At 56.2% G+C, this 18,578-nt stretch carries 13 protein-coding genes and 1 riboswitch; of the genes, 4 read left to right on the top strand and 9 right to left on the bottom strand.

Going from position 1 to position 18,578, the window contains the following annotated elements; genetic code table 11:
* Positions 1 to 273: 273 nt before the first annotated feature.
* On the bottom strand, positions 274 to 1,686 hold the full coding sequence (locus KTT_RS19175; protein ID WP_126597530.1) for a sugar porter family MFS transporter: 1,413 nt from the start codon (positions 1,684 to 1,686) through the stop codon (positions 274 to 276).
* A gap of 394 nt (positions 1,687 to 2,080) precedes the next feature.
* Here KTT_RS19175 and KTT_RS19170 point away from each other — a divergent pair, with 394 nt between their 5' ends.
* Positions 2,081 to 4,177 (top strand): protein kinase domain-containing protein, encoded by a 2,097-nt coding sequence (locus KTT_RS19170; RefSeq protein ID WP_160145979.1) that lies wholly within the window; start codon positions 2,081 to 2,083, stop codon positions 4,175 to 4,177.
* A gap of 115 nt (positions 4,178 to 4,292) precedes the next feature.
* Positions 4,293 to 5,033 carry an endonuclease III domain-containing protein gene (locus KTT_RS19165; RefSeq protein ID WP_126597528.1) on the top strand — a complete coding sequence of 247 codons (741 nt, stop codon included), beginning with the start codon at positions 4,293 to 4,295 and terminating at the stop codon, positions 5,031 to 5,033.
* A gap of 154 nt (positions 5,034 to 5,187) precedes the next feature.
* On the opposite strand, the gene KTT_RS19160 is transcribed toward KTT_RS19165, so the two are convergent.
* The 8 genes from KTT_RS19160 to KTT_RS19125 form a co-directional block, all read right to left on the bottom strand.
* Entirely contained in the window at positions 5,188 to 8,601 is a 3,414-nt protein-coding gene (locus tag KTT_RS19160; RefSeq protein ID WP_126597527.1) for a multicopper oxidase domain-containing protein, read from the bottom strand.
* A 674-nt stretch (positions 8,602 to 9,275) separates the two neighbouring features.
* Positions 9,276 to 9,953 carry a hypothetical protein gene (locus KTT_RS19155; RefSeq protein ID WP_126597526.1) on the bottom strand — a complete coding sequence of 226 codons (678 nt, stop codon included), beginning with the start codon at positions 9,951 to 9,953 and terminating at the stop codon, positions 9,276 to 9,278.
* A 399-nt stretch (positions 9,954 to 10,352) separates the two neighbouring features.
* Positions 10,353 to 11,891 (bottom strand): xylulokinase, encoded by a 1,539-nt coding sequence (gene xylB / locus KTT_RS19150; RefSeq protein ID WP_126597525.1) that lies wholly within the window; start codon positions 11,889 to 11,891, stop codon positions 10,353 to 10,355.
* Positions 11,892 to 12,009: 118 nt separating this feature from the next.
* Positions 12,010 to 12,504: a fluoride efflux transporter CrcB gene (gene crcB / locus KTT_RS19145; RefSeq protein WP_126597524.1), complete on the bottom strand. Its 495-nt coding sequence runs from the start codon at positions 12,502 to 12,504 to the stop codon at positions 12,010 to 12,012.
* Entirely contained in the window at positions 12,505 to 12,930 is a 426-nt protein-coding gene (gene crcB, locus KTT_RS19140) for a fluoride efflux transporter CrcB (RefSeq protein ID WP_218030924.1), read from the bottom strand.
* 36 nt (positions 12,931 to 12,966) lie between these two features.
* A riboswitch (Fluoride riboswitch) is annotated at positions 12,967 to 13,051 on the bottom strand.
* A gap of 39 nt (positions 13,052 to 13,090) precedes the next feature.
* Complete coding sequence (locus KTT_RS19135) at positions 13,091 to 13,843, bottom strand: hypothetical protein (RefSeq protein WP_126597523.1); 753 nt, start codon at positions 13,841 to 13,843, stop codon at positions 13,091 to 13,093.
* Between the two features lie 748 nt (positions 13,844 to 14,591).
* Positions 14,592 to 14,984: an Hsp20/alpha crystallin family protein gene (locus KTT_RS19130; protein ID WP_126597522.1), complete on the bottom strand. Its 393-nt coding sequence runs from the start codon at positions 14,982 to 14,984 to the stop codon at positions 14,592 to 14,594.
* 69 nt (positions 14,985 to 15,053) lie between these two features.
* A complete protein-coding gene (locus KTT_RS19125) occupies positions 15,054 to 15,440 on the bottom strand; it encodes a hypothetical protein (RefSeq protein WP_126597521.1) in 387 nt (128 codons plus the stop codon).
* A gap of 241 nt (positions 15,441 to 15,681) precedes the next feature.
* Between KTT_RS19125 and KTT_RS19120 the strand changes: the two genes are divergently transcribed.
* Entirely contained in the window at positions 15,682 to 17,007 is a 1,326-nt protein-coding gene (locus tag KTT_RS19120; RefSeq protein ID WP_126597520.1) for an SWIM zinc finger family protein, read from the top strand.
* 14 nt (positions 17,008 to 17,021) lie between these two features.
* Entirely contained in the window at positions 17,022 to 18,578 is a 1,557-nt protein-coding gene (locus KTT_RS19115; RefSeq protein WP_126597519.1) for a DUF5691 domain-containing protein, read from the top strand.

The following is an 18,578-nucleotide window of genomic DNA, read 5'->3' as shown; positions in this document are numbered from 1 at the left end:
TCAACACTTCATTGTGCTCCGAGGAGAATCGTAGCCGCACGATAATAGCAGGCGAACCCTGCTGGCAGCTGGAAAGGGGTTCGCGAAGGATATTTTGCTCACGATACCAGTATAGGGATCAATGCGAGCCGCCGTCAATGACGTTTTTGGGTACTATGCACAGCATTCGGGGTCACGGCACGAAAAAAGGAACATGACAGGAACGGAGAGGGGGGGCCGTCCCCGCTTATTCGCCGGATGGCACCCCCTGATTCTGTAGAAAGTTCACAAAGGTCAGGGTGTGGGCTTGAGTCGGGCCTTGGAGAGCGTGGAGGGTTTGATCCAGCGACGTCCATTGTTCCAGTAGGCCTCGATCTGCTCCAGCGTCTTGCCTTTGGTCTCGGGTACCAGGTACCAGCAGAAGACCAGGGCGATAACGCCAATGACGGCGTAGAGCCAGAAGGTGTGAGCGGTTCCAATACCGCCAATCAGGCTCAAGAAGGTGATGCTGACGATGAAGTTCGCGGCCCAGTTGGAGAACGAACAGACGCTGGCACCAGCACCACGTACAGAGGTCGGGAAGATCTCGGCACTCATCAGCCAGAAGACAGGACCCATGCTGATGGCGAAAGAGATGATATAGATCATCAGCGCCAGCATAGTCAGCAGGCCCGCGTTGGCCGCGCCGGTCGCGAAGATGGTGCCCAGCAGGGCCAGGCCAATGATCATACCGATACAGCCGGAGATCAGCAGGACACGTCGACCAGCCTTATCGAGCAACAGCAGAGCGACGATAGTGGCCAGCACGTTCACCACACCAACCACGCTGGTAGCCAGGATCGCACTACTCGCTGAAGAGACGCCAGCCGACTGGAAGATGGTTGGCGCGTAGTAAATCACGGTATTGATACCCACGAACTGCTGGAATACCGCCAGCCCGACCCCAACCAGCAAGGCCATGCGCACACGCGGCGTAAACAGATCGCGAATGCGCCCCTGCTTCTGCTCAATGCTCAGAGAGGTATGGATCTCCGCGATTTCAAGTTCGGGATCGGCTCCCTCGATACACTCCAGTACCTGGCGAGCCTCGGCCCAGCGTCCCCGGCTGGCGTACCAGCGCGGCGTCTCAGGGCTCATCAACATACCGACAAAGAGCAGGATGCCAGGAATGGCGGCCGTCGCGAACATCGGAGGCCAGCCCATGCCAGCATGGGCAAAAGCCAGGTCCACCCAGTAGGAGACCGCGATACCGATCGTGACGGCCAGTTGGTTGAACGTAACCAGCTTACCGCGCATCTGGAATGGTGCCATCTCCGAGATGTAGACCGGTACGACACTGGCGGCCGCGCCAATACCGAGGCCGACAATGGCTCGGAAGATAAGAAAGAGCGTGTAGTTCGGCGAGACGGCTGTCAGGAGCGCACCTAGCGTGAAGATAACAGCCAGTAGCAGAAGTGTTTTCTTGCGTCCGAAGGCGTCATTTACCTTCCCAGCAACAATCGCACCGATGATAGCACCGATAAGAACAGCGCTAACCGCTAACTCCTGCTGCTGAGGATTGAGCGAAAACGTCTTTACGAGGAAGAGCTGCGCGCCAGAAATGACACCGGTGTCATAGCCGAAAAGCAAACCTCCTAAAGCGGCCACGCTAGTAATGAAGTAGACGGATAACTTCTTCGTCGAATGAGGAGTGGTAGCTTTCTGCATAGAATACCTCCCCCGTCATAGGAATAAAACCAGCCAGTCCCATAGCTTTTTGTCATGTATCATAATCCGACGCTCTACCAACCACTGTCCATCTGGAAAAAGGCCAGCTAAACTGCTCGTCAATGAGGAACGGATAGTAGTGTCGAGCATAGTATAAAGAGCGCAACTATAAGTAACCATCCATCTTTCGATGGATTATGCCGGTGGATCTTTAAGCTGATGATTTTTCAGCTAGCACGCGCTGGCACCATCTGTAGCGCACTCCCCGCCATATCACACCTTCTGAGCAATGGTGTTGCGACCCCTGTAATTATGATACTCTTCTTTATATAAGATAAATCGTATATAATTCTATTCAACATTAGCAGTTAGTTTCGCGGTGCAAAGGATGCGTATGGTGAAGGACGAATTATTAGGAAAGCAATTAGCCAGTTATATTCTTGTGGAATCATTGGGGCAGGGAGCCTTTGGAAGTGTGTATCTGGGCAAGCACTTCCTCCTATCACAGAAGCCACCGGTGGCGATCAAAGTGCTCAATACAGCACTGAACTCGCAAGAAGAATTTGATCGCTTCTTCCAGGAGGCTGTGATTCTAGACGAATTGACTCATCCCAATATTATGCAGGTATTGGATGCTAACTTATATGAGGGATATCCATTCTTTGTGGCTGAATACGCGCCCGGCGGCTCTCTGAGGGATCGTCTGGATGAGCTCAACGGCCATCCAATGGAGACGGGTGAGGCCGTACGCATCTTACAGCAGATCGGGCGCGGCCTCCAGCATGCGCATGATATGGATGTGGTGCACCGGGATCTGAAGCCGGCCAACATTCTCTTTAACGCGCGAGGCGATGCCCTGCTGGCCGATTTTGGGATCGCCCTGCAGATTCAGAAGACGCGGCGCGTCGATGAGATCGGCACGCCGGCCTATATGTCGCCGGAGCAGTTCAAAGGCAAGATCAGCAAGAAAAGCGACCAGTACGCGCTGGGCTGCATCGCCTACGAGATATTTACCGGTCAGCAGATCTTCATGGCCGACGATCCCTATACCATCGGCTACAAGCATATTTATGAGGCCCCCATCGAGCCACATGAGCTCAATCCAGACATTCCTGAGGACATTGAATTAGCCGTGCTCAGGGCGCTGGCAAAGGAGCGCGACGACCGCTATGAGAGCGTCTCCGATTTCATTCAGGCCCTGGTCGCTGCGACAGATGCCAGCGCGCCCGGGATGTCCCAACCGACCAAACCACCGACACCCCAGGGGCAGCCGGGTAATGTAATCACGGGCTCTCGGGAACAGCTGACAAGGCAGACGCAACGTGGGGAACGCAGCTTTATCGAGACCGATCCCACGGCGGCCGAGGGCAGGCACGGGAGGCGCAACGAACCGGTCACGCCACCGGCATTTTTGAAGAAGCGCGCCTCAACACAGACCTCGCAACATGCAACCCGGACCGCCAGCCAGTTGCGGCCCATCTGGAGCACCACCAGCGGGCTCAACCAGGTCTACTATTCAGAGCCCACGGTGGAAAACGGCATCGTCTACGCGGGCACGTACAATGGGGCCAACCAGCATACCATGAGTCCCCGCCACCTGCGCGCCCTCGACCTCTCAACCGGCGAGCACCTGTGGTCGCACAAAACGCAATACGGTATCTTCGAGGCCCCGGTGGTCTCCGAGGGGCTGATCTATTTCGCCTCGGGCAATATCGAAGATGGAGGCAAGATCTCGGCCCTGGACGCCGATACTGGCGAGCTCTACTGGACCGTCGAGACAGAGGACAACCTCAAGGCCTCCCCCATCGTCTCCAACGACATCGTCTATGCCTACTCGCGGCACGCCGTCTATGCTCTCAACGCGGCCACCGGGCAACAATACTGGAATGTGACCCTCAAAGCGCCGCAACAGGGGCGGCCGCTGATCGCCAACAACGTCGTCTACATCGCCACCGGGCGAGGACACTGCTACGCGGTCGACGCCGAACGCGGCCACAAGCTAGCCAGCTATGCCGATGTAGGCCGGGTGCACGCAGCCGTCCCCTTCGACGAACATGTCGTCTGCATCTGCTCCTACAACGAACAGCTCTACGCGCTGGACATGCAAACCGGCGAGACCTACTGGTCGATTCCGCTGGAAAACGCGATCGTCGATGAGATCGAAATCGTCAACGGCATCGCCTATTTCACCACCCAGGGCGTCTTTGGCAATAGCACGGCCCGCACCAGAATGTCCGCCGTCGAACTGGCCAGCGGCAAGCAGATCTGGAACGTCTATCTCAAAAACGAGGCAGGCGCGACCCCGCTGGTGGTTGATGGCATCCTCTATCTCACCACCAGAAGCGCCGAGCTCTACATGTTCGATGCCCACAACGGCAAGCTGATACAGCCGCCGCTGAAACTGCCTGGAGACAGAATGAGCCGCCCTTATGTGACCAACAGCTGGATGATCATCGCTAACAACGAGATCAACGCCTTCCAGCTGGCATGAAACGCCTGTGCTGGGCGCTTCATGCAGTGCGACCCTGGAACGCCATACCCCTGCCGATCCGTGTATACAGGTAACAGCACCTGATTCCAGACAGATGTAGTAGAAGGATGGGAATATGGTAAAACAACCTGCACGAACGGCGCGCAACGGGGCGGACTATGGCTATCCATCGACGGATATCGTGGCGCTCTCGGCGAAGGCGCTGGAGGTCAGTCAACGGCTGACCGAGGCATATGGCGTCTCCGAATGGTCAAAGAAAGATCCAATGAGCATGCTGGTCGATATCATCCTGTCGCATCGCACCAGGGATGAGCAGACGGCCGCGGCCTACGATAACTTATTGAAGACGTTTGGTTCCTGGGAGGCGGTGCGCGATGCCCCCACCGAAAAGGTGCAGGACGCCATTGCCAATGTCAACTGGCCCGAGGTCAAAGCGCCGCGCCTGCAGGCGATCATGCGCCAGATTACAGAGGAGCGTGGCAACCTCGACCTCAACTTCCTGCGCGACCTGCCGGTCGAGGAGGGAGCGGCCTGGCTCAATCGCTTTGAGGGGGTGGGACCCAAGACGACCGCCTGCGTCCTGCTCTTCAGTTGCCGCCTGCCACTGCTGCCGGTCGATGTCCACGTCCACCGCGTCTCCGGTCGCCTGGGTCTGATCGGCAAGAAGGTCACGGCCGACGCCGCCCATACCTTGCTCCAGGCCCTGCTGCCGCAGGACGCGCGCAGCATCTACAATTTCCACAAAGCCCTGCTGCGCCACGGCCAGCGGATCTGCGTCTACGAGCATCCCCGCTGCAACCGCTGCCCCATCACCGACCTCTGCGACTACTACAAAACGGTGGTTAAGCCACAATAAAAAGGAGACAGGAAGTCGGGGCAGGCCCAAAAAAAGTCGGGGCAAGCCCAAAAAAAGTCGGGGCAAGCCCGACACCTACGGGGGGGATTCGTTTTTTTGATGGGGGGATGCCCCGATACGTTCGAGATGAAACGTATCGGGGTACGCGCCGCGTTTAAAGGGATGTAATGCTTATGATGGACGATGGGGTAGAATTCAGGGTCTGGTGGGGATAACCAACGGCCGGGGCCGGATATTGCTGGGTGTAGCCAACCACATTTGAGGCCTGGACCATGTAATAGTATCTGGTGCGCCGGGCAACCGACCTATCCACATACTGGACCCTGCCACCCACCTGAGGACCAGTGGTCGATGGGAAATTGGCGATAACGGTCCAGGGGCCAGACGCCGACAGGCTTCTCAGAACGATCCATGCGGTCTCGTTGGCGGACATATCGGTCCACGCCAGCGTTATATTGCCGACGCTAATCGCCGCCCCCGTCAGGCTGGAGGGTGCCCGGGGCGGCAACCCCAGGATAATCGGACGCATCATATCATTCTCTTCATGGCTCAGCATATGGCAGTGCCAGACATACTCCCACCCGAAGTTAACCAGCACATTAGTAACGACCGCAGGCTGGTTGGTCGGGTCAACATTCGTAAACTGGCCTGTTGTACCGATAGCTGCCATGACATCCATGGGTCGGATACTATTGGGAACCTGCCAGGGCAGGTTGGGGGTACGCGCCCGGAACGCCACAATAATATCTTCCAGCGGATTCATGCGTATGGTCTCCTTCCACCCCAGCTCATTCAGGTCAGGAGGTTTCACCATGTTATCCCAGCCGACACGGTTAATGAGATGCATATTCACCAGGTGGATGTGGACCGAGTGGGTATCCACGCCATTATGGGTAATCTTCCAGAGTTGCGTGCCATCGGCAGCAGAAATCGGGGTCGGTGGGGGTGGCACCTGGTTGATAATCTCCGTGGGCGGATCGATGTATTGATAAGGGATCGTCGTCTGGTTAAAACCGGTGGTATTGGGAAGCTCGGCACCCAGGGTCGCGTTCATGCGCCCATAGGCAGGATCGAACAGTTCCTGGATAGCTTTAGGCAGTAATGGCATAACGATTCCAACGGCCTGAGCGGTTGCCTGTACGCCTGTGCCTCCCGGTGGAGAGATGAGAACCGTCGGAGCCGAGGTATAGCCCACCCCGGCATAGGTCAGGGTGATACTGGTCACTCTGCCTCCGGATATAGTCGCAACGGCTGTGGCGCCGCTTCCTCCACCCCCGGTAATCGTCACGCTGGGTACCGAGGTATAACCGGAACCAGCGTTTATCACTGTAATAGCCGAGAGAGGCCCATTGAAAAAGCTCATACTGGTATCTTGAATACGCGCATAGGCGGAATTGTCATCTGGGAAGATCGCGTTATACGCCGAGTCGTAGCCAACCTGCGGCACGATAATCGGATTCTGCGATGACGCGAACACCCCCTGTGTGGTATCGGTCGAGGTGAACGCCTCATTTAATGCATTCAGGTCGAAGGGGGCAGAGGGAGTTCCCACGACCCGGAACTGCATAATGGTCCTGGTATTTGGTCCATAGCCTGGAGGAGTCGTAGGCGCGCCACCTGACGGAGTCTGATCTGGATCACCGGTGTAGTAATCATAACGAGTGTCAAAAGCAGGAGCCGGTGCGGGCGCATCGTTATAGAGGATCACGTTACTTCCAGGTGGGACACTGGAGAAATCCACAATCACATCAGCCCGCTCAGCCGGTCCCATTAGCAGACAGTGGGTGGACATATTTAAAACGGTGATGCTCCTACGGTTATACTCATAGTTAATCGGGACAGGAGGAATCACAACGGGCGAGGGCAGGAAACCGCCCTCGTTACCGATTTGAATCCAGGATGGTCCCTTAGCAGCCGGATCGGGAACGCCGCCGGGGCGCCCATCGGTCGGCCAGTCGGGGGGTAATCCCGAGTCTGGACATGCCTCAACCATAGGGACCTCGGTACTGCCACCGAAGGCGATCAGGGGAGTGAACGAATACGCCTCGCCGCCGTTTGTCACGGTGACGCTGGTCACCGCGCCACCCGAGATCGTCGCCGTAGCAGCCGCATTGATGCCATCACCAATGATATAGACATTGGGTGGGGTTTGATAGCCGCTACCGCCAGAGGTAACGTGGATTGAAGCAACGGAACCATCCGGGGCCAGCGTAGCGGTGGCGGTGGCGCCGCTGCCAGTCTGGGCATAGTAAAGTTGGAGATTGAGCATGCGCTCATTGCAGGCATTGAGGATGCGGAAGCGATATGCCTTCGGCTCAACCTGCATATAGGGATAAGCCGCCCCATTCACAATAGGGGTATCCATAAAGCCTTCAGGCACGATAGAGGGATTCGGTGTACCGGGATTGACCGAATTCTGCCAAGGGGTGGTACCATAGAGCGGATTGGGAACCGGTCCGTTGAGCAACCCGGTATAGGGGGGCCAGAACCAGGGACCGTAATCCCACCGTCCCATAGGATTAGAGCCATCGGGAGAGATTGGATTCTGGTTCGGCATATAGACGTGGGGGAACCAGAGATTGCCTTTGCCGCCCCACGACGCCGTGCTCCACGTTGGATCTTCAGCGGCCAGTTGAGCAGGATCAGGGACAAAGGTCTTATCTTGAATGATCAAAGGCAGATCGGTCGCCGGAATGAGATGGCGAGCGATCAGATCCTGCTCGGTTGGATCGGTAAGTAGATACGGCGCCAGTATACCAGCATAAACTTGCAAGCGCGTAATACCATAGGTGTGATCGTGGAACCACATTTGCCGGGCACTCTGCTGATTCGTATAATAGTAAGTCGCCGCGCCGGGGCCGGCGTTCGGCATATCGGGAACGTTTTGAAAGCTCAAACCCTTAGGGTAGGACGTCACCTCGCCGGCGGGCGTAAACCACTGGTGAGGAGTCCCATCGCTGATCCACGGGGTATCGCCACCGTGAAGGTGGGTCACATGGCGGTTCTGGGTATAGGTTTCCAATCCTCCATTGGGGCCGGTTCCCGCCCCCATGACGGTGGTATCGACGGGGAGAAAGAGCCGCCCGGCGGCGCCAACCGGAAGCTTATTGGTCACCTTCAGGCGTACCACACGGTCCTTCCTCGCCCGGATAAGTGGTCCCCCATAGCAGAACTTACTGACGTTGGGGTCGGTCGTATTGGTCTGGCGATACCCGCGCAGCGTGGTAGGAGGCAAATCGGGATGCAACTTCTTTGTATACTGCCCCACCTCGATCTCGTAATAGTCAGCGCCGGGATAGGATGTCGTATCAGGAATGGCTACCGGGATATATTGTCCTACAGAGTTAGCATTGGTAGCACCTAGCCCCGGTAGCGTGTCGACAAATTTCCGGATGCCACCAGTGATAACACCGGTGTTATAGTCAATCACAGGCAGTGGACTGTTGGCATAGTTGGGAATGGTGCCGTAGTAGTCTGGCGTCGGCAGCACGAATGGTTGGCCGCCAGGACCAGCCGCCGTCTCCTTCGCATTGTCATCGGGCTTCTCTTTTGAGATCTCCTCAATCATCACTTCCCCCAATCTTGCATGACCAGTAAACATGTTTTTGATAGTATTTGCTAATCGCTGAAAGCCAAAAACGATCCTTCTTCCCTCCCTTTCTCTCCAGACTTATAGGAATATATACAGACACCCACAGTACCAAAGGTTCTTTCCGAGCTTATACATAAAACAGAGCATTGTCAGGGGCCAGATCAGCACGTAGCCCGTGGAGCCTTGAGACGTGCCGGGATGCAGATAACATCATTTGTCACTACTTGCGCCTTCGTACAAACAACGGATAAGAAAGCAGGTTACATCGAGGTATAGATGAGGTGTGAAAACAGCACTTCGCTTCGAAGGAGAATGTGGAGGTTGGCTCACACTCAAAAATGAAGAATTTGCAGATACAGTCATGATAGGCAGATACTCACTTTCCTCAGTACAACCACCACGTCCACAAGAATATCTGTTATATATTTTATATGATACTCGCTATATTAGATAAACTCAAGCTTTTTACGATTAATTTTATACACATAAGGATAGTTGTATTTTTTAACGCAATTTCTATAAAATATCGCATCATGTATTATGGGAAGCATGCTATCTGTGGTCACAAATAAAAATGGGCGGTCGCTCATGAGCGACCGCCTGGAAGGGTAATACTCAACCTCCCGTGGGACGGAAAGCTGAACAGCCTATCAAGGCTGGATATTGAGAACCGGACTGGCTGTAATGGAGGAATTTTCAATATAGGCCGAGGGAACGGATAAGCCAGCGGTCCCGACACAGGTATAGGCGATAGTCCCCGGGCTGGTGAGGGTGACATTATCCGTTAAGCTCAGCGTCTGCATTCCGTACGGGGCCAATCCCGATTGTCCAGCCGATCCAGCGCCCGCGACCGAAGCATCCTGTACATTGCCTGTGGTCAGTTGGCAGGTAACGATGGCCTCCGCGCTATTGTAATTGACGATGCTCGAAGCGGTAACAAGGTAGCTGCCGCTGGGAACTGTAATGGTGGCTACATCAACAGGGGTATCACTAATAGTGATCGCCTGTATATTTACCGCGGCATAACCAGGACGTTGAGGACCGGAGGGGCCTGATGGTCCCATTGGACCTTGTGGTCCCATTGGACCTTGCGGGCCAGGAGGGCCAGGAGGGCCAACAGGTCCCCTATGGTCCTTCGATGTACGCCATTTCCAGGCATTGGGCCAGCCATTGAAGAGCTGACGGTGATAGCAGCTGTGATGGTGGCATCTACTGCTATGTTCCATAGTGGAAGTTGATCGGGCCTCAGCTCCCGTTGAGAGAAAAAAGAGGCTCAGCAGCAGGGATAACACGCAGGCCGAGACTCCCACCTGCATCCATTTCAACATAGTTTACATAACCTCTTCCTTATTATTCTATAGACATAGAAGGGATTTAAGAGGCAAACGGATTGATAATCTTTTGCTCCTTGTCTTTGGTATTCGTCTGAAAAAGATAAATATAAAGTATATTTTTTTATTTGCATGTTGTTATTGTGCCTAATCGACGTCTTTCGCGCGGCCGCATACGCGGCCGCGCATGTTGAATATGTGATGTGACAGGTGCGCAGTCGCGCACCTGTCACATCACATATTAAAGGATGGGGCTGCCGAGGGCTTTGTTGTGCGGGCATGTTGATCCAAGGATGGGGATGGGGCTGCCGGGGGCTTGGCTTTGCGGGTGCGCAAGATACAAAGGCAGAGCGCCCTAGAACTCTGGGGCGCTCTGCCTTTGTATGAAGGTGGTGGTTAGAGGGGGCGACTGATAATGGGTTTGAGGGCGGGGTAGAGGGCTTTGTAGGTCTCGTAGGCCTGCTCATACGCTGGTGCGGTGGCGGGGTCGGGCGCGGTACGCTGTACCACGCGCACGGTCTGGGCGCAGGCTTCCTGTACCGAGGAGTAGACACCACCGGCGACTCCAGCCAGCAGGGCCGCTCCGAAGGCGGGTCCCTCAGAAGAGTTGGTGACAACCAGTTCGACGCCCAAAACATCGGCGATAATCTGCCGCCAGAGGGGACTCTTGGCGCCGCCGCCAGTAGCGCGCACCTGGTTAAGCTGCAGGCCCTGTTCACGAATGATGGCATAGCAGTCCTTGAGACTGAAGGCTACGCCTTCCAGCACCGAACGAACCAGGTGGCGGCGATCATGGCTGGCGGTCAGGCCGATCCAGCCACCACGGGCATAGGCGTCCAGGTGGGGCGTACGCTCACCCTGTAGATAGGGCAGGAAGATCAACCCCTCGCTGCCAGCGGGAACGCCTTCAGCCTCTTTCGACAGCAGTTCATAGGGATCGATCCCGGTCCAGCGCTCCAGCGCCCGCTCGGGCAGGCCGATGTTGTCGCGCACCCAGCGCAGCGAGAGTCCCGCACCCTGTGTGACGCCCATCAGATACCAGCCATTGGGGACAGCATGGTTAAAGGTATGCACACGCGGAACGGGACCCGAGGTATCCACCTGCGGAGAGCTCGCATGGGCCAGCACGATGCCGCTGGTGCCGACCGATACCAGGGCCAGTCCAGGCTCGACCACGCCATTGCCGACGGCTCCACAGGCGTTATCGGCACCCCCACCCGCCACCGGCACTCCAGCCGGCAGACCGGTCTGATTGGCTACCTCGGCCGTGATGGTTCCGCTGGCCGCGTCGGCCGGAACCACCGGAGGAAGCAGGGAAGGATCAAGCTCAAGGGCAGCCAGCACCTCTTGCGACCACCCCCCATGCTTCACGTCCAGCAGGCAGGTGCCGGCCGCGTCCGAGATCTCCATTGCCAGCACACCGGTCAGGCGATAGCGGATATAGTCCTTTGGCAGCAGCATGGTCCGAGCCCGCGCGAAGATCTCTGGTTCATGATCACGCACCCAGAGCAGTTTGGGGGCCGAAAATCCTGTCAGGGCCGGATTGCTCACATATTCGATCAGTTGAGCGGCACCCACCTTCTCAGTAATCCAGCGGCACTGATCATCGCTGCGCTGGTCCGCCCAGATGATGCAGGGGCGCAATACCTGCCGCTGCTCGTCCAGCAGGACCACGCCATGCATCTGACCCGACAGACCGAGTCCACGCACATCCTCAGCCGCCGCCCCCTTGCTGGCACCGGCCCGCAGGCACAGACGAATGGCGGAAAGAGTGGCCTCCCACCAGTCAGTAGGATTCTGCTCCGCCCAGCCAGGGTGGGGGTGAAATAATGGATACTCAATGAAGGCATCAGCGATCACGCGCCCATCATCGGCCGCGAAGAGGGCTGCTTTAACACCGGTTGTACCAAGATCGATACCAAGCAGGGTTTGCATACGATGCTCCTTTACCTACCAAAAAAGACTGTGTTCTCTTGATTGTACGCTAAAAACAATCGCCTTGCCCAGACGGGCGCGGAGTCGCTGCGCGACAAATCCGGGGCAAGCCCGGCACCTACGATGAGGGGGGGGATAAGCGCTCTTCTTCGAGGATTTCGTTGTGGGTGATATCTTCCAATTCGGGGAGCGCGGCGGTGGCAGGGGTGTGACGTTGGACGATGCGCAGGCCAAGAATCTGGCCGAGTACGACGGCGATGATGCCACCAATGATGCTGCAGAGCAGATAGAGCAGAGCCAGCATGGCCTTCTCGCCGCTCAGGAGGGTGAAGTCGCCCAGCGCCAGGCTGCTGAAGGTGGTGTAGGCACCCATAAAACCGACATTGAGGAAGAGGCGGCGCGCAGGACTGATGTAGAGCGAGGCATCGGCAAGGGTAGAGATCAGGGATAGGGCAAAGGCGCCGGTGATGTTGATCAACAGGATGTCGTAGGGCCAGTTGTTGCCCAGGCTGGCCTGGATAGCATGACTGAGAAGATAGCGCGCGACTGTACCCAGAAAACCGCCACAGAAAACAATCACGAGTCCCAGTATATTGAAGTGTTTTTTCCGCATTTAGAACCACCATCCTGCAGCGATGCCCAGGGCTACGGCCAGTATGCCCAGAACCACATTTTCCCCCAGGTACAACACGCTGGCCCACATCCTACCACCACGAGCCAGTTGCACCCCTTCCCAGGACATAGTGCTAAAGGTGGTATAGCCACCTAGAAAACCGGTGGCCAGGATCAGTTGAATGGCGGGACTCACCACGTGTCGGGCGGTCAGCGCAAAGACGAGTCCAATAAAAAACGAGCCACTCACATTAATGACAAGCGTTCCAAAGGGGAACGTAGAGCCGGCGCGGCGGGTGATCATATATCCCAACATATAACGCGCGACAGCCCCCAGGGCGCCTGCGCACCCAATACTTACCAGTTGCACGAGAAAAGGTCCATCCATACAGCCTGTCTTACCTACTCCTGAGATCTCTACATACACAAAAGCTCCTGATGACGCCGCTCTATTCTTGTCAATGCGTCATCAGGAGCCATTAGCTTCTATGCGGTTTGGTCAACGTGCTACAGAAGTTGACCGGGTGAGCTCCATCACCAGTTGGCTGAAATACGAACTTTATCTCTGACTATGATACCATATCCACTCAAGCGATACAACTCAGACGCCAGCGAATCTGGTCGGCATTGCGCGTCAGGCGCTTAAAAATGTTATGCCGTAAGCGATAAACTTCCTGGACATCATTGAACTCGTCGGGACAAAACTGTACAATCTCGCGCGCCTTGAGACCGCAATGGAAATGTAAATAGGCCAGCCGGATCTCGCGCTCACCACTCAGAAGAGACCGTACCACAAACCACAACTCTTCAAAATCTTCTGGCTCCTCGGTCGCCAGTTCATAATTGTAGACCGGATCATTGGCATCCGGTAATGGGATCTCGTTCGGATGCGTATAGACGCGTAACGTATCCATAATGGCGCCATTCAAGCTAGCACGCAAATAGTTCAGGGCTGAAGCCAGCGACGTAAATTTAAGTTCAGCATTATTAACGCTGGCCTGCCAGAAACGTGTAAACGCCTGGGCTACATAGTTCTCTTCACTATCGAGGGCATAGGCGCGCTCGCGCTTGGAATGGCGACGTATCCAGGTATGAACGATACCTGAAAAACATTGCTGCAACGCGTCCCAGGCCTGCGCATCATGTAACTTCATGGCGCGTCGTAAGATCTCAAGGGCATAGCGATCGTCGCCGACCTCGCCCCGGCAGTAATTGCCCATCTCTTCCTTACAGAACCGCACCAATTCCAGCAAGCTCATTGAACTGACCGCCGATGTGTAGCAAGGAGTTAGAACCGGCGGGGGTATTTCTTCAGGTGCTACAGCAAGTTGGGTTGACACACATTCACCTCATTTATTGTTCAATATAAGGTCCATACAATAAAAAAATACGAATTCCGACATAACACGAAACCACATTCACTCATTAGCAATACACGAAACCACACTCAGTTATTAACAATGTTCATACATGTTAATCGTTACGTGTCTGTAACGATCCTCTTGTTATAACTATATTGAAACATATAATAATTAAAATGAACAGTGGTTTGATATAAGCTTAAGAAAACTTTACCGGTACCGTCTTTTCTTAACCTGTTCCATAAAGGAGGAAGTGAAGATCCAGGCTGGATTGTGACTACAATCCAGCCTGGATCTTCACTTCTTCAATGTGCCGCCCTGCGGGCGGCGGGGGAGGAGAGAGAAGGATAGCGGGGACACCCCACACCCCGGCAGGGAGGACCCTGCACCCCTTAAGGATTGGGCGAGGTCATAGGGAGGACCCGGCGCCCCTTAAAGATTGGGCGGGGTCATAGGGAGGACCCTTGCACCCCTTAAGGATTGGGCGGGGGCGCAGGGAGGACCCTGCACCCCTTAAGGATTGGGCGGGATCATAGGGAGGACCCTTGCACCCCTTAAGGATTGGGCGGGGTCATAGGGAGGACCCTTGCACCCCTTAAGGATTGGGCGGGGTCATAGGGAGGACCCTTGCACCCCTTAAGGATGTGAGGTGGTCGTGCAACGCCAGGGAGGGGTGCGAATGCACCCCTCCCTGGCGTTGCACGACCACCTCACATACAACATAATCTTAGAAGGTGTGGCCAGCATTACCACTGCGTCCACCGCGATCGGTGGCCGTCTTTTGCAGTTTGAGCGTTACAGGTTGTATCTGCTCGCTTAAGGGGAAGGCGATCACCAGGACGCCATTGCCATAGTTGGCGTTGGCGTGCACCCCATCCACCATGTCGGGCAGTTCGATATCGCGATAATAGCCACCTACACTCCACTCGTCCACCAGCAATTCCTTGAGATCCTTGAGCATACCTCGCAACTCACCCTGAATAATCAGGCGTCCATCCTCAGAAACCTGGGCTGTAATATCTTCCGGTTGCAGACCCGGCATCGGAGCGGCAACCATTAAACGATCAGCCGTGCGATACATTTTTACCGGTATGTGTTGAATCTTGGCTTTCTCTTGCATACCTCACGCCTTTCTGCACTGTATCATGACATCAACAGGATCAACTTACCAACCACCAAACCAGGCAGGCTATTCAGCGGGATTCTTCTCATCATAGGTATCTTTCAAGCTACCCATCTGCTCCTGAGAAGACCAGGCGGTCCCTTCGTCACGGCCCGGAGTTTCGGTCGGCGCACCCGGCTTATTGGGCGGACGACGTACCCCGCTATGGGTGGGATCGTAGCCTTCCGTCTCGTTGCGCCGGGGTTGCGCAGTCTCACCACCCTGGGTCATCGCGTAGCCATCCACCAACCTGTGATCTGGCTTCTGGCCCGGAACGGCCTCATCCGATGATATGGCAGATGACTGTTTCTGAATTTTTTCCGGCGTTGTGCCCTTATCACGGGCCTCGCTATTCAATTCATCAACCTGCTCACTGCGATTACGTGTATATTCTTGCTCATGATGAGCACCCATGTATGCCTCCATTCCTGAACAGAAAAACATGTTCATCCCTGCCACACTGCGTCAGGGTGACGGATCGAGCTGAAAAATCAGCCGTGCGCGCCAGGGTAAGTCCTACAACTCACACGTACGAAGTAGGGGCGCAAGTTTCAGCCAGGAGCATAGTTTTACGTGGCATGACTTTCCGCAATGGTAGGGCATGAAAAGAATATAATGGTAGAACAAAAAAAACTTCTTCGGGGGAATCGCACTCGTGGAATTACACATTACCACCGACCAGGTCGACCAGATGGCGCCCGACGCCAGCGCGGCCAAAGCGGGCAAGAAGCTCGCGTTGGAGAAGTTCTGGAGCAACCTGGGACACAACGGGCAGGCGATCTGGGGGGAATGTCAGGGAAGCAGCCTCTACCAGGTGTGCATCGAGCGTTCGACATTCACCACCCGGTGCAGTTGTCCTAGCCGCAAGCTTCCCTGTAAACATAGCCTCGGTCTCCTCTTTCTGGCCGCCGCTGTCCCTACAGCCTTGCCAGAGAGCGAGCCACTGGAATGGGTGAGCAGCTGGTTAAGCAAGCGCGAAGCCCAGCAGCAGCGCCAGGAGACACGCTCAAGCAGAGCCGCTCAACAGTCAGATGCAGACAAACAGAAGAAAACGATAGAGAAGCGCGAGGAAAAGATCCAGCAGGGCCTCAGCCAGCTCGATCTCTGGCTCAACGATCTGATCCGCAACGGCCTGGGCAGCCTGGAGGCGCAGCCGAGCTCCTTCTGGGAGGGACAGGCGGCGCAGATGGTCGATGCCCAGGCGTCCGGACTGGCGACGCGCATCCGCGCCCTGACCGCCATCCCCAATGCCTCAAAAGATTGGACCAGTAAGCTACTGGCGCAGTTGGGCAAGCTGGCACTGCTGAGCGAAGCCTACCAACACCAGGAACGTCTGAGCGCGGAGATGCAAGAGAACGTTCGCCAGCTGGTCGGCTGGTCCTTGAAAGAGCCGGAGGTACTCGAACGGGGCACCCACATCAGCGATGACTGGCTGTTTCTGGGGCAGACGCGTGAACAGGTCGAGCGCGGTCGCGCCCAGCGCACCTGGCTATATGGCACCACCAGTGGCCAGGCCACTTTTGTGCTGCAATTTTCCTATATGGGCGCGCCATTCGGCGAGACCTATCCCCTGGGCACCCATCAGCAGGCCGAACTGGTCTACTGGCCCGGCGTGGTGCCGCAGCGCGCCCTCTTCGCCCAGCGCCACGGCATCAGCCGGCCCATTCAGGAGCGCCTCCCAGGCGTCGCCAGCTTCACCGATTTTCTGGACGGCGTAGCGCGGCAACTGGGTCGCAATCCCTGGCAGGAACGCTTTCTCTGCCTGATCCAGGATAGCCTGCCCATCTATGATCAAGAGAGCAAAACCTGGTGGCTGCGCGATCAACAGGGCCAGTCCCTTCCCCTGGCGCGCAGCCAGAACGAGCACTGGAAACTGCTGGCGCTCTCCGGCGGACACCCACTTGACCTGGCCGCCGAGTGGAACGGTGAGACGCTCATGCCGCTTGGTGCCTTGATCAATCACAGCTATCACTTACTATAGGAAGCAGGGATATTATGGACGCATTTTTAAAGACGGCCGTGGTCGGCACCGCCCAGGTGGGCGCGCGTATTCCAACGGCTGGCGACGCGGTCGATGCCTTGACGCAACAGCTTCCTGCCGCAGGGGGTGAACGATCTTTTCTGCTGGCCGCCGCCGCTCAATCCATTTATACACAGGCCGGCATGATCGCGCCCGAGGCGCCAGCTCCTCTGCCTATCGCCGCGCCCGAGACAATGCCGACCTGCTCCATGCGCGTCGCGCAGCTAATCGAGGGTCTCTTCCAGCAGCCGCACAACATCCTGCTGCCCGAGGCCCTGCAACGTCTGCGGCACTCGCAGCAGCGGTTGCCGCACGAGTGCTTGCCGCAGTACATCAGCTACGCCACGAGCCATCGCGAGTTCAGGGAAACGATAGCGCCCCTGCTGGGCGAGCGCGGCCGCTGGCTGAGCCAGTTTGTACCTGAATGGGGCTGGATCACACAACAGGGGCAGCAGCCAGAAGCGGACCTCGAAACCATCTGGCAGGAGGGAACGCCGCCACAGCGCCAGCAGGTTTTACAGCAAATGAGGCAGAAAGATCCTGCCCGCGCACGCGAATGGCTGCAGGCGGTCTGGAAGCAGGAGAAAGCCGAGATACGCCTGGCCTTTCTAGCACAGATGCGCGGCGGTCTCTCGCTCGACGATCACAGTTTTCTGGAGCTGGCACTGCTCGACCGCAGCGAAGGCGTACGAGAGCAGGCTGCAGACCTGATCCTATTGCTGCCAGAATCACCACTGACACAGCGCTTCCTGGCGGCCGCCGATCAATTCATCAGCTATGACCCGAGTCGAATTTCAAACAAGCTTACTATCACCATACCAGATCAACTCGATGATGCCAGTAAAGAGGCGCTAGCACCGAGCGCGCGCAGCTCATGGCCAACGCAACCAGAGCAATGGCTGCAGCTAGCCTTTAGCAAAATATCACCAGCCCACTGGGAAGAGCGCCTGGGTCTCTCGCCACAGCAAATAGTCACCGAGCTGGTCGAGAACAGGCAGAAAATATGGCAGGACAAAAGTGACACCTATGGCAAGTTTCTACTTCAGCAACTACAGGTCGCGGCCCGGCGTCATCACTCCCTGGCATGGTATCAGCCATTGTTGCAGTACCTGTTATACCTGCCGAGCAGGCAACGACCGGAAACCAGAGTGTGTCATGAGATGCTGGCCGAGCTTCCCCAGCCAGTCACCGATGCGTTGATAGAGCCGCTTCTGCGGGACAAATATACCTGGGAAGCCGCTACAGAGTTGTTACCAGCTCCGTGGAGCCAGGAGTTTAGCCTGCATATCTTGCAGGTACTGCGCGCCTATTATAAAGATACCAACACCACCAGCCAGCAGCATTACTACTGGAATGTAGGTCTGCCCAGGGTCGCCAGCGCGCTTCATCCCAGTTGCCTGCAGGAAGCGCAGCAGCCGTGGGAGATCGACGAGAACGATACCTCCTGGTACGTCCAGGATCAGAAAAGACAGATCGCCACTTTTATTGAAATTATTGAACAACGTAAACAGATGTTAGAGGAGATCGCATAA

The sequence above is a fragment of the Dictyobacter aurantiacus genome (assembly GCF_003967515.1).
GTDB classification, from domain to species: domain Bacteria; phylum Chloroflexota; class Ktedonobacteria; order Ktedonobacterales; family Ktedonobacteraceae; genus Dictyobacter; species Dictyobacter aurantiacus.
This window is presented reverse-complemented; position numbering and strand designations above follow the sequence as displayed.

What these genes read in the sequence shown, in the direction of transcription:
- KTT_RS19175 (WP_126597530.1), bottom strand. Translation starts at nt 1,686, where the DNA reads ATGCAGAAAGCTACCACTCCTCATTCGACGAAGAAGTTATCCGTCTAC.
- KTT_RS19155 (WP_126597526.1), bottom strand. Translation starts at nt 9,953, where the DNA reads ATGTTGAAATGGATGCAGGTGGGAGTCTCGGCCTGCGTGTTATCCCTG.
- xylB (WP_126597525.1), bottom strand. Translation starts at nt 11,891, where the DNA reads ATGCAAACCCTGCTTGGTATCGATCTTGGTACAACCGGTGTTAAAGCA.
- KTT_RS19125 (WP_126597521.1), bottom strand. Translation starts at nt 15,440, where the DNA reads ATGGGTGCTCATCATGAGCAAGAATATACACGTAATCGCAGTGAGCAG.
- KTT_RS19130 (WP_126597522.1), bottom strand. Translation starts at nt 14,984, where the DNA reads ATGCAAGAGAAAGCCAAGATTCAACACATACCGGTAAAAATGTATCGC.
- KTT_RS19115 (WP_126597519.1), top strand. Translation starts at nt 17,022, where the DNA reads ATGGACGCATTTTTAAAGACGGCCGTGGTCGGCACCGCCCAGGTGGGC.
- crcB (WP_126597524.1), bottom strand. Translation starts at nt 12,504, where the DNA reads ATGCGGAAAAAACACTTCAATATACTGGGACTCGTGATTGTTTTCTGT.
- KTT_RS19160 (WP_126597527.1), bottom strand. Translation starts at nt 8,601, where the DNA reads ATGATTGAGGAGATCTCAAAAGAGAAGCCCGATGACAATGCGAAGGAG.
- KTT_RS19165 (WP_126597528.1), top strand. Translation starts at nt 4,293, where the DNA reads ATGGTAAAACAACCTGCACGAACGGCGCGCAACGGGGCGGACTATGGC.
- KTT_RS19170 (WP_160145979.1), top strand. Translation starts at nt 2,081, where the DNA reads ATGGTGAAGGACGAATTATTAGGAAAGCAATTAGCCAGTTATATTCTT.